Here is a 14,198-nt window from a genome sequence, read left to right as displayed (position 1 = left end):
GTCCGAGCCCCCGATCCGCCGCGCATGGCATGCGGCGATGCGGAGGCGCGGCTCATGCGGACGTTGACGGGCGCGGGCGGGCGGGTGCCCGGCCCCTTGGATCTTACCGCGATCGCGCGCCGGAACCGGGTTCGCCTCCTCTCGCACGACGGCTACGTGCGGTTTCTGTGCGTGTGTCTGGCGGGCTATGCCATCGCCGGCAAGGGCTTCGCCATGCTGGGCGTCCCGCCGCTCTTCATCGGCGAGGTCCTGCTCGCTCTCGGCCTCGTGGTGCTGGTGCGGGCGCGTTGCTGGCTCGCGCTCGGCAGCGCGCTGCCGGCCGTGCTGCTCGCGGCCCTGATCGCCTGGGGCGTCTGCCGCACCGTGGGCTTCCTGCCGGTCTACGGGATCGACGCGGTGCGCGATTGCATCACCGTCGTCTACGGCCTGTTCGCCCTGGTGGTCGCCTCGCTGCTGATCGAGAAGCCGGAGCGGCTCAACCTGATCGTCGGCGCCTACGCGGGCCTCGCCTGGTTCTACGGGATCGCCGCGCCCGTCCTCATCAACCTCGGCACGCTCTATCCCGACATGCCGTCCTGGCCCGGCATGACCCTGCCGGTCGTCTATATCCGCCTCGGCGAGGGTGCGATCCATGTGGCGGGGGCCGCGGTCTTCGCGATCCTCGGGCTCCGGCGGGTCAGCCCACTCTGGTGCTGCTTCCTGCTCGGCAGCCTCCTCTCCGTCACGCCGAGCCGCGGCGCGATGCTGTCCTGCCTCATCCCGGTCGCCGTCGCGATCGCCTTCGGCGGACGCATCCGGCAGATCGGGCTGCCGCTGCTCGCCGGCTTCGTCCTCCTCCTCGGAGCCTACGCGGCAGGGCTGGAGATCACCTTCCCGGACGGCCGCAGCGTCGGCCCGCAGCAACTCGTCAACAACTTCGAGAGCCTGCTCGGCCGCAGCAACGCCGCCAACCTCGATGGCACCAAGCAGTGGCGTCTGAACTGGTGGCACACGATCGAGACCTACACTTGGCGCGGACCCTATTTCTGGACCGGCAAGGGCTTCGGGGTGAACCTCGCCATCGACGACGGCGTGGTCTCCGAATCGGCGATGACCGGCCCGCCCCTGCGCTCGCCCCACAACGTGCACTACACGATCCTCGCCCGCGCCGGCGTGCCCGGCTTGCTGCTCTGGTTCGCGACGGAGGCCGCTTGGTTCTGGATGCTGGGCCGCACCGCGCTGCTCGCACGGGCACAGGGCGACACCCACTGGGCCAAGCTCCTGCTCTGGATCGCCTGCTACGGTCTCGCCATCGTGATCGATGCGACCTTCGACGTGGCGATCGAGGGGCCGATGGTCGGGATCTGGCACTGGTGCGTCTTCGGCCTCGGCATCGGCGCGAGCATGATCTACCGCGCCCGGCCGGCAGCGCCGGTCCGTAGCGCGAGCCAGTAGCGCCGGCCCCGCCCAGCCTCTCGGCCCCGCAAGGACGATCGCGCCCGACCCCGGGGCCGGCCGATGCCCGGGCATCGCGGCCGGCGCCCGCCATCCCGGTCCGGAATCCGCAGGCGCGGAGCGGTGGGAACGGTCAGGCGGTCGAGGCCGTTCCTCGCCCCCAGGAACGGCGAGCCGGGAACCGACAGGCTGCCGAACCGTGCCGTGGCAGATCGGCCACGCCGGGCGCGCAGCGCGTCGCGGCGGTTTCCAAATGCGTCGGCGGTCCCAGATAACCTGCACATGACACATCGGAGGCTGGCCGGACGGCCGCGTGGACGCACGGGCGGGGAATCGGTTCGGGACGCGGCGGGTGCCGCGCCCGAGTCGTGGACGCTGAATCTCGGGACGGCGGATCCGGAGCACCGCATGCCGGCCGCTTCCGGCGGCGGGGAGCGCAAGGCTTGAGGCCCGACCCGCGACCCGTCGACGGAGCGGATCTGAACGCCTGCGACCGGGAGCCGATCCATATCCTTGGCAGCATCCAGCCCCACGGCTTCCTGCTGGCGCTCGCCGGTGACCGGATCGTGCAGGCCAGCGCGAACGCGCCGGTCCGGCCCGACGCGCCCGGCGGCGTGGTCCAGGGCCAGCGCCTCGACGAGGCTTTTCCGGAGATCGCGCGGGCCCTGGACGCCGGGTCGCCGATCGCCGGTCCGGGTGCGCGGTTCCTGCGCAGCCTCGCTCTCGCCACCGCCCAGGGCAGCCGTCGCTACGACCTCGCCGCCTACCGCACCGGCGACCTCACGGTGCTGGAGCTGGAAGAGGTTCCGGAAGGCCCGCCGCGCGGGCTCGACGCACTCCATCCCCGACTCGACGCCTTCGTGGAGGGCCTTCATGCCGCCGGGAGCGTCGCGGACCTGTGCGGGCTGCTCGCGGCCGACATCCGCCACGTCACGGGCTTCGACCGGGCCCTGGTCTACCGCTTCGACCGGGATTGGCACGGCACCGTCGTGGCAGAGGACGGCAACGGCGTCCTGCCCTCCTATCTCGACCTGCGCTTTCCGGCCTCCGACGTGCCGGCCCAGGCTCGCGAGCTCTACCGGCGCAACCGCCTCCGGATCATCCCAGATGCGGGATACCGGCCCGTGCCGATCGAGCCGCGCCTGACGCCCACGACGGGCGAGCCCCTCGATCTGAGCCAGTCGGTCCTGCGCAGCGTCTCGCCCGTCCATGTCGAGTACATGCGCAACATGGGCACGATGGCCTCGATGTCGGTCTCGATCCTCGTCGACGGCGCGCTCTGGGGCCTGATCTCCTGTCACAACCGGGAGCCCCGGCGCGTGCCGCTCCAGGCCCGCAACGCCTGCGACCTGCTCACCCGGATCTTCGCCCTGCAACTCGCCGCGATGGAACGGGGGGCCGCCGCCGAGCAGCGGCTGCGCCTCGGTGCCATCGGCGCGCGGCTCCTGGCCGCGATGGCCGAGCGGGACGACTTCCTCGACGGCCTCGAGGCGGAGAGCCAGGACCTCCTCGCCCTCACCGGGGCCGCGGGCGCGGCGATCGTCAGCGGCGATCGCTGCCGCCTGATCGGGGCGACGCCGCCGCGGACGGCGGTCCGCGAGATCCAGGCCTGGCTCTCGGCCCGCGCCGGCGGCGACGGGCTCTACGCCACGGACGCCCTCGGCGAGGCCTGCCCGGCCGCGGTCGGTGCCGACCGCGCCAGCGGTCTCCTCGCCGTCTCGATCTCGGAGAAGTACGCCCGCTACGTGCTCTGGTTCAGGCCGGAGGTGGTGCGGACGGTGCGATGGGGCGGCGATCCGCACAAGGCGGCGACCGCCGATGCGGCGGGCGGCCCTGCGCGCCTGCATCCGCGAAAGTCCTTCGAAACCTGGAAGGAGACACTCCGGGGCCGCGCGCTGCCCTGGTCGGCGCCCGAGATCGACGCCGCGCGCAACCTGCGTAACGCGATCCTCGGCATCGTGCTGCGGCGGACCGAGGAATTGGCGGCGCTGAGCCAGGAGTTGCAGCGCTCGAACAAGGAGCTCGAGGCCTTCTCCTACTCGGTGAGCCACGACCTGCGGGCGCCGTTCCGCCACATCGTCGGATACGCCGAGCTGCTGCGCTCGCGCGAGGGCGAGCGGCTCTCCGACCGGGGACGGCACTATCTGGCGACGATCACCGAGGCCGCCTTCTCGGCCGGCACGCTGGTCGACAACCTGCTCAACTTCTCGCAGATGGGCCGCAGCGCCCTCAACCGCGTCGGCGGCGACATGAACCTCCTGGTCGAGGAGGTGCGCCGCAAGGCGATGCGCGATGCCGGGCCGGGGCGGCGGATCCGCTGGCAGGTCGGCTCGCTCGGCCGCGTTCACGCCGACCCGGTGATGTTGCGGCTGGTGATCGAGAACCTCCTGTCGAACGCGATCAAATACACCCGCGGGCGTGACGAGGCGGTGATCGAGGTCGGGCGGGAGGCCGACCAGGACGGAGAGGCCGTGTTCTACGTGCGCGACAACGGCGTCGGGTTCGACATGGCCTATGTCGGCAAGCTGTTCGGCGTGTTCCAGCGCCTGCACCGAGTCGAGGAATTCGAGGGGACCGGCATCGGGCTCGCCAACGTCCGCCGCATCGTCGAGCGGCACGGGGGGCGGACCTGGGCCGAAGGGGAGTTGGACCGCGGCGCGACGATCCATTTCACGCTGCCGCTGACCGAGGAGGCCCGCTGACGTGGCAGACCTGAAGCCGATCCTCCTGGTGGAGGACAATCCGAACGACCTCGAACTGACGCTCGCCGCCCTGGAGGAGAGTCAGCTCGCCAATGAGATCGTGATCTGCCGCGACGGGGCGGAGGCGCTCGACTATCTCAACCGCCGCGGACGCTTCGCCGAGCGCGACATCCGCGATCCGGCCGTGGTGCTGCTCGACCTGAAGCTGCCCAAGGTCGACGGCCTGGAGGTGCTCGCCGCGGTGAAGGGCGACCCGGCGATGCGGGCCACCCCGATCGTGATGCTCACGGCCTCCCGCGAGGAATCGGACCTCGTCCGGTCCTACCAGCTCGGGGTCAACGCCTTCGTGGTGAAGCCCGTGGGCTTCAAGGCCTTCTTCGAGGCGATCCAGGATCTCGGCGTCTTCTGGGCGGTCCTGAACGAGCCGCCGCCGCACAGGGGAGGCCGGCCATCGAACGCGTGAGGGACGACCGGCCCGAGCCGCTGCGCATCCTGCTGATCGAGGACAGCGACCTCGACGCCGAGCTGCTGACCTCGGTTCTGGACGATGCGCGGGTCGCCTGCACCATCGACCGGGTCATGACGCGGGACGCCTTCCTCGCCGCGATCCGCGCGCCGCGCCACGCCCTGATTCTGGCCGATTATGTGCTGCCGACCTTCGACGGGCTCAGCGCGCTGGCGCTGGCGCGGGAGCACTGCCCCGAGATCCCGTTCGTGTTCGTCTCGGGCACGCTGGGCGAGGAGGTCGCCGTCGAGGCCCTGAAGAACGGGGCGACCGACTACGTCACCAAGCAGCGCCTCGACCGGCTGCCGCGGACGATCGTGCGGGCGCTCGCCGAGGCGCGGGCCAAGGCCGAGCGCCGCGCGGCGGAGCGGGCGCTGCGCGCCCTCAACGAGACCCTGGAGAGCCGCATCGCCGCGCGGACCGGCGAACTCGCCGAGGCGAACGCGGAGCTGCGCCGCCAGATCGCCGAGCGCGAGCGGGTGGAGGACGCCCTGCGGCAAGCCCAACGCCTCGAGGCGGTGGGGCAGCTGACGAGCGGCGTCGCGCACGACTTCAACAACCTGCTGACGGTGATCGCCGGCAACATCGAGTTCCTGGGCCGCGCCGTCACGGACGAGCGCTCCCAGCGGCGCCTCGCCACCATGCGCAGCGCCGCCGAGCGCGGGGCACGCCTGACCGCCCAGCTCCTGGCCTTCTCGCGGCGCCAGCGCCTCGACCCCGTCGCCGTCCAGCTCAACGACACCGTGACCTCGATGCGCGATCTGCTGCAGAGCTCGATCGGCGGCGCGGTCCGGATCGAGACCATCCTCGAGCCCGATCTCTGGCCCGCCCTCGTCGATCCGACCCAGATCGAGCTGATCATCCTCAACCTCGCCATCAACGCCCGCGACGCGATGGCAGTGGGGGGCTGCCTCACCATCGAGACCGCCAACGTCCGCCTCGCGGCGCCCGCCCGGACCGAGGAGCCGCCGCCGGGCGATTACGCCATGGTGGCGGTGAGCGACACCGGCACCGGCATCGTGCCCGAGGTGCTCGGCCGGGTGTTCGAGCCGTTCTTCACCACCAAGGAGGTGGGCAAGGGCTCCGGGCTCGGGCTCGCCCAGGTCTACGGCTTCGCCAAGCAGTCGGGCGGCGGGGTGCGGATCGAGACGCAGGTGGGTGAGGGTACCTCGGTGCGGGTCTACCTCCCGCGCGCCGCTGGGACCGTCGCCGCCAAGCCTGCGCCTCAGGAGATCGACTGCGCCGCCCGCCGCGGCCCGGACGACAGGCCGGTCCTCCTCGTGGTGGACGACGACGGCGCCGTGCGCGAGATCACCGCCACCCGCCTCGTGGAGGCGGGCTACGAGGTGCGCGAGGCCTCCTCGGGTCTCGCCGCTCTGGCGGCGCTGGAGGCCGACCCCTGCGTCGATCTCGTGGTGCTCGATTTCGCCATGCCGGGGATGAACGGGGCCGAGGCGGCCCACGAGATCCGGCGGCGCTGGCCGGGCCTGCCGGTGCTGTTCGCCACCGGCTACGCCGACAAGACCGCCCTGACGCGTACGGAGACGGTGGGCGAGGACAGGATCGTCCAGAAGCCGTTCCGCGACGGCGAGTTGGAGCGCAAGGTCGCTCAGGCCCTCGACACCCGCGCGGCGCCGAGCCTCAGGCTGGTCTCGAACCGCTCCGCGGGCGCCTGATCTCCGACCCGGTCGACCGAGGGCCCGTATCGGGCCGACCCGGCGCCGCGTCGGAGAGGCCCGCGCGGCGCGATGCGACCCCGCGCGGCGCTCGCGCAGAGCCCGGATCCGATACGCCGACGGGATCGCGCGGATCGGGCCTGCCGCTGCGGACGCGACGATACAACGTCAAAAGGCCCCGCCGCGGGTGCGGCGAGGCCTGATCGAAGCTCGGCCGAACCCGGCGTCTTACGACGCGATGGCGGGGGTGGCGGCGCCCTGGGCGGGAGCCGGACTCGCGGAGGGGAAGCCGCCGGGACGACGGCCGGCCGCCGGGAAACGGGGCTTCGGCTTCGGGGCGGCGATCAGGCCCTCGCGGATCGCGGTCTTGCGCGCCTGCTTGCGGGCGCGGCGGACGGCCTCCGCCTTCTCGCGCGCCTTGCGCACGGAGGGCTTCTCGTAGGCCTTGCGCTGCTTCATCTCGCGGAAGATGCCCTCACGCTGCATCTTCTTCTTGAGGACGCGGAGCGCCTGATCAACATTGTTGTCGCGAACGAGTACCTGCAACGGACTGGATCCTCTGGAGTCGGAATATCACATCGGTTGGTTTGGAGCGGCCGAATTCGCTGGCGAAATCGAGAAAGCGCCCCTATCCCCGGGAATCGCCCGGGCGGGACGCGAATCGAGTCGTGACGAATCGGCGCGTGGTCCGCACCTTGCGGGCGGCTTTACACCAACTCCCTACAAGTTCCAACCGGTGCGGGTGGACGATCATGACGGCACGGGACGCGCAGCAATTCGCCAGCGACAATTACTCGGGGATCTGCCCCGAGGCTTGGGCCGCGATGGAGGCGGCCAATCGCGGGCACGCGCCCGCCTACGGTGAGGACCCCTGGACGGCGCGCGCGGCGGATGCGTTCCGGTCCCTGTTCGAGACCCCGTGCGAGGTGTTCTTCGCCTTCAACGGCACGGCCGCCAACGCTCTCGCTTTGGCCGCCCTGTGCCAATCCTACCACAGCGTGATCTGCTCCGACTCGGCCCATGTCGAGACCGACGAGTGCGGCGCCCCGGAATTCTTCTCCAATGGCTCGAAGCTGCTGACCGTGCGCACCGAGACGGGCAAGCTGACGCCCGCGGCGATCCGGGCGATGGCTGTGCGCAAGGACATCCACTTCCCCAAGCCCCGCGTCGTCACCGTGACCCAGCCGACCGAGACCGGACAGGTCTACGGCCTCGACGAATTGCGGGCCATTGCCGAGACCTGCCGGGAACTCGGCCTCAGCCTGCACATGGACGGCGCCCGCTTCGCCAATGCCTGCGCGCAGCTCGGCTGCAGCCCGGCCGAGATGACGTGGCGGGCGGGCGTCGACGTGCTCTGTTTCGGCGGCACCAAGAACGGCATGCACGCGGGCGAGGCGGTGGTCTTCTTCAACACCGCCCTGGCGGAGGATTTCGGCTATCGCTGCAAGCAGGCCGGCCAGCTCGCCTCGAAGATGCGCTTCCTGTCGGCCCCCTGGGTCGGGATGCTCGAGGGCGACGCGTGGCTCCGCAACGCCCGGCACGGCAACGCCTGCGCGGCGCGCTTCGCCGAGGCGGTCTCCGGCCTGCCCGGGGTGGAGCTCCTCTTCCCCGTCCAGGCGAACGCGGTGTTCCTGGCGATGGCGCCCGAGGCGATGGAGCGCCTGCGCGCACTCGGCTGGCGCTTCTACACCTTCATCGGCGGCGGGGCCCGCTTCATGTTCGCCTGGGACGCGGACCCGGCCCGGATCGACGCGCTGATCAGCGACCTGCGCGCGGTCGTCGGCTGATTTCGGTGCGGTCCGCGACCCTGGGTCGTGGTCGGCGAGACCGGGTATCAGATCAGCCCGAGGGCGGCCGGGCTCACATCGGCGAAGACGCGGCGCAGGCCTGCCTGGTCGAGCCCGTAGAGCTGGCGGAACAGGTCTGCGAGCAGCGCGCGGTAGTCGGTCAGCACCGGGGTGTCGCGGTTCTGGAACAGCGTGCCCTCTTCCAGCCGCACCTGCGGACCCACGATGCGCCCGCCCCGCACCGGGCCGCCGAGCACCCAGTAGGCGCTGCCGTGGCCGTGATCGGTGCCGCGGTTGCCGTTCTCCCGGACCGTGCGGCCGAATTCGGAGAGCACCACCACCACCGTGTCGCTCCAGTGCGGCCCGATCTCCTCGGAAAAGCCCGCGATCCCGCGCCCGAGTTCGCCCAGCCGGTCGGCGAGGTAGCCCGCGGCGGCGCCCTGGTTGACGTGGGTGTCCCAGCCGCCGACGTCGACGAAGCCGAGATTGAACCCGTCGCGCATCAGCCGGCCGATCCGCCGCGCCGCCAGCTCGAAGCCCTTGGGCGACACCGCGCCGCGGTCGGCCTGCGCCGCGTGATCCGAGATCGAGGCGTAGACCGCGTCGCGCACGCGAAACCCCTCCTCCACGGCGGGCCGTAGCGCCGAGTCCCGGTACATCGCTGCGATCAGCTTGGCCTGCCGCTCGTCGATGCCGGGCTTGCCGACCCCGGTGATGGCGATGTTGGGCACCGTCTCGCCGCCGCGGAAGATCAGCGGCACCTGATCGGTGAAGGCGATCGGCCGGACCCGGGTCAGCTCGCCCGCGAGCCGGGCCATGAAGCCCGAATTGTAGTCGCGCGTTGCCCCGAGGGTCTGGCCGAGCTCGATCGTGTCCTGCGTCTCGAAATGGCTGCGGCTGAGGTCGTCCGTGCCGGCGAAGGGCACGAAGGCCGCCTGGCCCTTCGCGTAGAGCGGCAGGATCGTGTCCCGCAGCGCCGGGTGCAGGCTCCAGGCGGCGTCGAGAGGGAGGGCCGCTGCCGGGTTCGCCGCGTCGGGTCGGGCGACGGCGAGGGTCGGGCGGGCGCGGTAATAGAAGTCGCTGCCCGTGGGGATCACCACGTTGGCGGCGTCGTAGGCCCCGCGCAGGAACACCATGAGGAGCCGAGCATCGGCGCGCGGCGCCGCCCAGACGCGGCCCGCCACGGTGGCGAGGCCGAGGCCGGCGGCGGCACGGATCAGGTCGCGGCGCTTCATCGGCGTCCTCTCCTCAGCGCATGAATTCGGGCGCGGCCAGGAACAGGGTGTTCCAGTCCTGGGGCGAGACGGCGCGCGCCAGCGCCGCGCGGGTCGGCTCGCTCAGCGTGGCGGCGAGGGTCGAGAAGTAGAGGCCGTTCTGCAGCAGCGGGAAGGCCGGCTCGTCGGCGGCGTCCGGCCCGGCCGGGCGGAACAGGCCGGCCGACCCCGACCCGATCTGGCGCGCCACCTCGAAGCGCACGGCGAGCTGGCCCGGCCCGGTCCAGGCCGCCGGGGCGAGGGGGTAGCCGTCGGGCGTCGAGCGGTTGAACAGCCCTTCGCCCATGCGGTTCAGCCAGCCCTGGACCGGCCCGGTGTTGAGGATCACCCGCGTGTCGTAGGCCATGCGCACGGCCGAGAGCACGTAGCGCATCGGATCCTTGAACCGGCTCTCCGCGGCCGCCGCGATCTCCGACGCGCGGAACAGCGCGTCGAGCACGGCGGCGATGTCGCCGTCGGTCCGCGTGAAGGCGGCGGCGAGCGTCTCGGCGAGGGCGTCGGAGGGCGGGCGCCCGAGATAATAGGCGGCGAGCCCGCGGGTCACCGATCGGGCGGTGGCCGGGTGGCGGGCGATGATGTCGAGGGCGTCCGTGATCTCCGGCCAGCCGCGGCCCCGGATGGCGTGGCCGAGGAAGACCTTGTCGCCGTAATCGTGCCGGTTCGGGTCGAAGGTGAACAGGCCGTCGCGCACGAGGTCGGCCTGCCGCTCGGGCCGGAGCTTCGGATCCTCGGGCTGCATCCGGATCCCCGCGCCGGTGAGGATCCGGGCCAGGGCCTCGACGTCGGCCTGCCCGTAGCCGGAGCCGACCCCCATGGTGTGCAGTTCCATGATCTCGCGGGCGTAGTTCTCGTTGAGGTGCCCGTTCGCGTTCTCGGCGTTGTCGAGGTAGCGCAGCATGGCCGGGTGGCGCAGCGTCGCCTCCAGCAGGTCGCGGAAGCGCCCGAGGGCGTGCGGCCGGATCGCGGTGTCGAGGTAATCCCCCACCAGGGCGCGCAGGTTGGCCTTGCCCTGGTGCAGGTTGAAGCGGTTGAACCAGAACCACGTCAGCCGCTCGCGCACTTGGTCGGGGCTGTAGAGGGCGCGCAGGATGGTCACGGCGGCCGCGTCCCGCGCCGCACCGCTGAGCGCCCCCTGATAGGCCTGCAACGCGGCCTTGCGGATCTCGGGATCGGGCTCGTCGCGCGCGGCGCGGGCGCGCGCCTCGAAGGCGCGGACGCGCTCCGGCAGGGGCTCGCGCGGCAGGAGGGCCTCCACCTCCGCCGCCGCGGCCTCGGGCAGCCGGATCTGCGCGGGCGGATGGAGCTGCTCGGCGAGCCAGCGGGCGCGGTCCGTGGCGCGCAGCGCCGCGAAGCTCGACGGGCTGGCGCCCCAGGTCACGGCACCCAGGAAGGCGGCGTCCGCCGCCGGATCGGCGCCCTGCGCCGGAGCGGCGGCAGCGGGACCGGGCGGCAGACCGAGCAGGGCCCCGCAGAGCAGGACGGCGCCGCAGCGCCTCGCTTCCCAACGCATGGCTCGGTCCTCCCGCCCTAGGCCCGGCGGGAATCCTGGGCCGGGATTGCGACGCCCGCATGGTCGCGGGCGGCCGGCCTCAGACGAGCCAGGCGGGAACGCGGTCCAGTCCGATCAACTCTTCGTAGGTCTGGCGCGGGCGTACGACCGCCGCCTCGGCGTCGCGCACCAGGATTTCGGGCACGAGGCGGCGACTGTTGTAGGTGCCGGCCTGGACCGCGCCGTAGGCGCCCGCCGTCATCACGGCGATCAGGTCGCCAGGGTGCACCTCCGGCATCTCGCGGTTGAGGGCGAGGTAGTCGCCCGTCTCGCAGACCGGCCCGACGACGTCGGCGACGACGCGCGGCGCGTCCGGCGCCGGCTCGGCGACGGGACGCAGCGCGTGGAAGGCCTCGTAGAGGGTCGGCCGGATCAGGTCGTTCATGGCCGCATCGACGATCACGAAGGTGCGGCCTTCGCTGTGCTTCACGTAGAGGACGCGGGTGACGAGGATGCCCGCGTTGCCCGCGATCATCCGTCCGATCTCGAAGACCGGCCGCAGGCCGAGCGGCGCGAAATGGGGGCGCAGCGTCGCGGCGAGCGCGACCGGATCCGGCGGCGGCGCGTTGTCGTCGCGGTAGGGAATGCCGAGGCCGCCGCCGAAATCGATGTGGCGCAAGGCGTGGCCCGCCGCCAGCAGGTCGCGGGCGAGACCGGCGAGCAGGCGGCCCGCGCTCTCGAAGGGCGCGAGATCGGTGATCTGGCTGCCGATATGCATGTCGACGCCGTGCACCGCGATACCGGGCATCGCGGCGGCCCGGGCATAGACCTCGGGTGCCCGGGTGATCGGGATGCCGAACTTGTTCTCGTACTTGCCGGTGGAGATCTTGGCGTGGGTGCCGGCATCCACGTCCGGGTTCACCCGGATCGAGACGGGGGCGGTTCGGCCGAGCCCCCGCGCCACCTCGGCGAGCACGGCGAGTTCCGGCTCGCTCTCGACGTTGAAGCACAGGATCCCGGCCTCGAGCGCGGCGGCCATCTCGGCGGGGGTCTTGCCGACGCCCGAGAACACGATCCTGTCCGGCGCGACGCCCGCCGCGAGCGCCCGGCGCAACTCGCCCTCCGAGACGATGTCCATGCCCGCGCCCTGACGAGCCAGGGTGCGCAGCACCGCTTGGTTCGAATTCGCCTTCATGGCGAAGCAGACCAGCGCGTCGTCCTGCGCGAAGGCCTCGGCGAAGACCCTGTAGTGCCGCTCCAGGGTGGCGCTGCTGTAGCAGTAGAACGGCGTGCCGAGATCCTCGGCGAGGCCGGTGAGGTCGACCGCCTCTGCGTGGAGGCGCCCGTCGCGATAATGGAAATGATGCATCGGTTGCGGCCGCTACCCTGGCCCCTACAGGATCGAATCGAGGATGAAGGGGTCCTTGGGAACCCGGTAGCCGCGCTTGGCGCCGCGATTGGTCTCGATCGGCGCTTCCGAGCCGCCGGGCGGAACCGCCGCGAGGGGAAGCTCGTCGCCCGCCCGCACCGCGTCCGCGTCGGGCACCTCGGAGCCGCCGCCGAGCCCGACGCTCGCCGGGAGCTGGCGCGGGCTCGCCGTCGTGCCGGCACCGGCGCCCGTCGCGGCGGCCCGCGGCGCGGGACCGCGGGCATCCGGCGGAGCCTCCAGGGCGCCGCGGCGCCCGCAGGCCGAGACCGTGAGCGCGAGGCCGATCGCGGCGAGGAGCGTCAGGGCACGGTTCGGCGGCATCGGAATCCGGAAATCCTGGGTCGCGTGGTTCGGGACCGGGCGGGTCTGGGCGTCGCTTCCTGCGGGAAGGCGGCGCACCATAGCGGCAGCCGGCCGTGGAGGCGAGCGCGGCCCGGCCACAGGGCGCCGCTGTCCCGCCCCGATGCCCGCCCGGACGGCCAGCGCCGCCGCGCCGCAGCCGGCCCGCACGCCGTCAGAGTGCGTCGAGCAGAGGATCGACCGCGGCGAAATGGGCGGGCCAGGTCGGCGCCGCGTAGCCGTCGAGGCGGCCCGCGAGATCGGCCCGTAGCCCCGATCCCGTCGCGCTCAGGGCCTCGACGGCGCGCATCCAGGCCGCCCCGTCGAGGGGATCGATGAGGAGGGCGAAGCCGCCGCCGATCTCGCGGTGGACCGGGATGTCGGAGGCCACCACCGGAAGGCCCGAGGCCGCCGCCTCGACCAGCGGGATGCCGTAGCCCTCGGTGAAGGAGGGCATCAGCAGGGCGGTCGCGCCCCGCATCAGCGCGGCGAGCCCCTGCGTCGACAGGCCCGAGACCTCGGTGACGTGCGGACGGATCGCGGCGCAGCGCTCCAGCATGTCGATGACGTTCTCCGCCTCCCAGCCCCGGCGCCCGACGAGGACGAGGCGCGGCGTGGCGGGGCCCAGCCGCTCGGCCATGGCGCGCCAGAGCTGCAGCAGCAGGAGGTGGTTCTTGCGCGGCTCGATCGTGCCGCAGACGAGGAAGGTCGGCCGCGCCGGCTCGAGTCTGGGCCCGGTGCGGCCGAAGGCCGGCTCGACGCCGAGATGCCCGACGGCGGTCGGCGGCGGACGACGCCCTTGCCCGGCGAGGTGGCGGGCGGCGCGCGCGGCGGTGTCGTGCGAGTTCGCCACGATGGCCGCGGCGTGGCGCCCGATCGTCCGCATCCGCTCCGCGTGCCGCTCCGCCTCGCCGGGCCGGCCGTATTCCGGGTGGGTGATGGGAATCAGGTCGTGCACGAAGAAGGCGGCCCGCATGTCGGGCCGGTCGTAGAGCCAGTCGAAGCGGGCCGGCCTGTCGAGGCGCAGGTGCGAGGTGTGCAGATAGAGCGTGCCCCGCGGAAGCCGCGCCGCCCTCGCGCCCCGCAGGATCGTCAGGGAGGCCCGCGCCTGCACCGCCCGCCGGTCCCGGGCCGAGCGCGCCGCGCTGCCGGCCGCGCCCGCGCCGTTGTGTGCCCCCGCCTCAGGCGGGGCCTCGGGCGTCCCGGATCGCGCGGCAAGGCGCGCGAGAAGCCCGCGATAGACCGGATCCGAGGCCGCCGGCCCGTCCTCGACCCATCCCGCCGCCACCGCCTCGACGATGGCCAGGGCCGCCGCCTGCCCGAGCACGCGCGGCCCGAACGGGGTCGAGACCAGTCCGAAGCGCGGCCCCGGCTGGGTCAGCACGTGCCGGCCGTAGGCGAGGTCGACCCGATCGATCCCGGACGGACTCGCATGACGCAGCCGCGTCACCAGCCGCGTGAGGTCGAAGGCGATGGGCCGTGTCATCCAGGCTCCCTGAAAACTTCCTGGTCGCCGCCCCCGTTAGCGGCGTACGCCGCCGAGGACCAGCACGGGCTCGGGAA

11 protein-coding genes are annotated in these 14,198 nt (G+C 72.7%); 5 read left to right on the top strand and 6 right to left on the bottom strand.

Annotated features, from left to right (window positions below; all coding sequences use genetic code 11):
* The first annotated feature begins 54 nt into the window (after positions 1-54).
* The 4 genes from ACS5RC_RS15895 to ACS5RC_RS15880 all read left to right on the top strand — a co-directional run bounded on the left by ACS5RC_RS15895 (position 55) and on the right by ACS5RC_RS15880 (position 6,317).
* Positions 55-1,434, top strand: coding sequence for an O-antigen ligase family protein (locus tag ACS5RC_RS15895; protein ID WP_478344858.1), 1,380 nt, complete (start codon positions 55-57; stop codon positions 1,432-1,434).
* 443 nt (positions 1,435-1,877) lie between these two features.
* Positions 1,878-4,136: an ATP-binding protein gene (locus tag ACS5RC_RS15890; RefSeq protein WP_478344857.1), complete on the top strand. Its 2,259-nt coding sequence runs from the start codon at positions 1,878-1,880 to the stop codon at positions 4,134-4,136.
* A 1-nt stretch (position 4,137) separates the two neighbouring features.
* The gene (locus ACS5RC_RS15885) at positions 4,138-4,599 is read left to right on the top strand and encodes a response regulator (protein WP_478344856.1); all 462 of its coding nucleotides are present in this window, start codon (positions 4,138-4,140) and stop codon (positions 4,597-4,599) included.
* Positions 4,596-6,317, top strand: coding sequence for a response regulator (locus ACS5RC_RS15880; RefSeq protein WP_478344855.1), 1,722 nt, complete (start codon positions 4,596-4,598; stop codon positions 6,315-6,317). Before ACS5RC_RS15885 ends, ACS5RC_RS15880 begins: the two co-directional genes overlap by 4 nt.
* Positions 6,318-6,545: 228 nt before the next feature.
* Here ACS5RC_RS15880 and rpsU read toward each other — a convergent pair whose 3' ends face one another.
* Entirely contained in the window at positions 6,546-6,863 is a 318-nt protein-coding gene (gene rpsU / locus ACS5RC_RS15875) for a 30S ribosomal protein S21 (RefSeq protein WP_478344854.1), read from the bottom strand.
* 206 nt (positions 6,864-7,069) lie between these two features.
* On the opposite strand from rpsU, the gene ACS5RC_RS15870 reads away from it, so the two are divergent.
* Positions 7,070-8,104, top strand: a complete 1,035-nt coding sequence (locus tag ACS5RC_RS15870; RefSeq protein ID WP_478344853.1) for a threonine aldolase family protein — start codon at positions 7,070-7,072, stop codon at positions 8,102-8,104.
* A 47-nt stretch (positions 8,105-8,151) separates the two neighbouring features.
* On the opposite strand, the gene ACS5RC_RS15865 is transcribed toward ACS5RC_RS15870, so the two are convergent.
* From ACS5RC_RS15865 to ACS5RC_RS15845, 5 genes are all read right to left on the bottom strand, one after another.
* Positions 8,152-9,339 carry a DUF1501 domain-containing protein gene (locus ACS5RC_RS15865; RefSeq protein ID WP_478344852.1) on the bottom strand — a complete coding sequence of 396 codons (1,188 nt, stop codon included), beginning with the start codon at positions 9,337-9,339 and terminating at the stop codon, positions 8,152-8,154.
* A gap of 13 nt (positions 9,340-9,352) precedes the next feature.
* Positions 9,353-10,888 carry a DUF1800 domain-containing protein gene (locus ACS5RC_RS15860; protein ID WP_478344851.1) on the bottom strand — a complete coding sequence of 512 codons (1,536 nt, stop codon included), beginning with the start codon at positions 10,886-10,888 and terminating at the stop codon, positions 9,353-9,355.
* 79 nt (positions 10,889-10,967) lie between these two features.
* Positions 10,968-12,236 (bottom strand): diaminopimelate decarboxylase, encoded by a 1,269-nt coding sequence (gene lysA / locus ACS5RC_RS15855; RefSeq protein WP_478344850.1) that lies wholly within the window; start codon positions 12,234-12,236, stop codon positions 10,968-10,970.
* A gap of 24 nt (positions 12,237-12,260) precedes the next feature.
* Positions 12,261-12,617 (bottom strand): LPS translocon maturation chaperone LptM, encoded by a 357-nt coding sequence (gene lptM, locus ACS5RC_RS15850; RefSeq protein WP_478344849.1) that lies wholly within the window; start codon positions 12,615-12,617, stop codon positions 12,261-12,263.
* Positions 12,618-12,810: 193 nt separating this feature from the next.
* Positions 12,811-14,121: a glycosyltransferase family 4 protein gene (locus tag ACS5RC_RS15845; RefSeq protein WP_478344848.1), complete on the bottom strand. Its 1,311-nt coding sequence runs from the start codon at positions 14,119-14,121 to the stop codon at positions 12,811-12,813.
* Between the last annotated feature and the right edge of the window lie 77 nt (positions 14,122-14,198).

The organism is Methylobacterium sp. HJ2, from assembly GCF_056431005.1.
Note: the sequence above shows the minus strand (reverse complement) of the source record. Positions and strands in the feature narration are given on the sequence as shown.

Coding starts and splice junctions, on each gene's coding strand:
- lysA (WP_478344850.1), bottom strand. CDS start 12,236: ATGCATCATTTCCATTATCGCGACGGGCGCCTCCACGCAGAGGCGGTC.
- ACS5RC_RS15860 (WP_478344851.1), bottom strand. CDS start 10,888: ATGCGTTGGGAAGCGAGGCGCTGCGGCGCCGTCCTGCTCTGCGGGGCC.
- ACS5RC_RS15895 (WP_478344858.1), top strand. CDS start 55: ATGCGGACGTTGACGGGCGCGGGCGGGCGGGTGCCCGGCCCCTTGGAT.
- ACS5RC_RS15845 (WP_478344848.1), bottom strand. CDS start 14,121: ATGACACGGCCCATCGCCTTCGACCTCACGCGGCTGGTGACGCGGCTG.
- ACS5RC_RS15870 (WP_478344853.1), top strand. CDS start 7,070: ATGACGGCACGGGACGCGCAGCAATTCGCCAGCGACAATTACTCGGGG.
- lptM (WP_478344849.1), bottom strand. CDS start 12,617: ATGCCGCCGAACCGTGCCCTGACGCTCCTCGCCGCGATCGGCCTCGCG.
- ACS5RC_RS15865 (WP_478344852.1), bottom strand. CDS start 9,339: ATGAAGCGCCGCGACCTGATCCGTGCCGCCGCCGGCCTCGGCCTCGCC.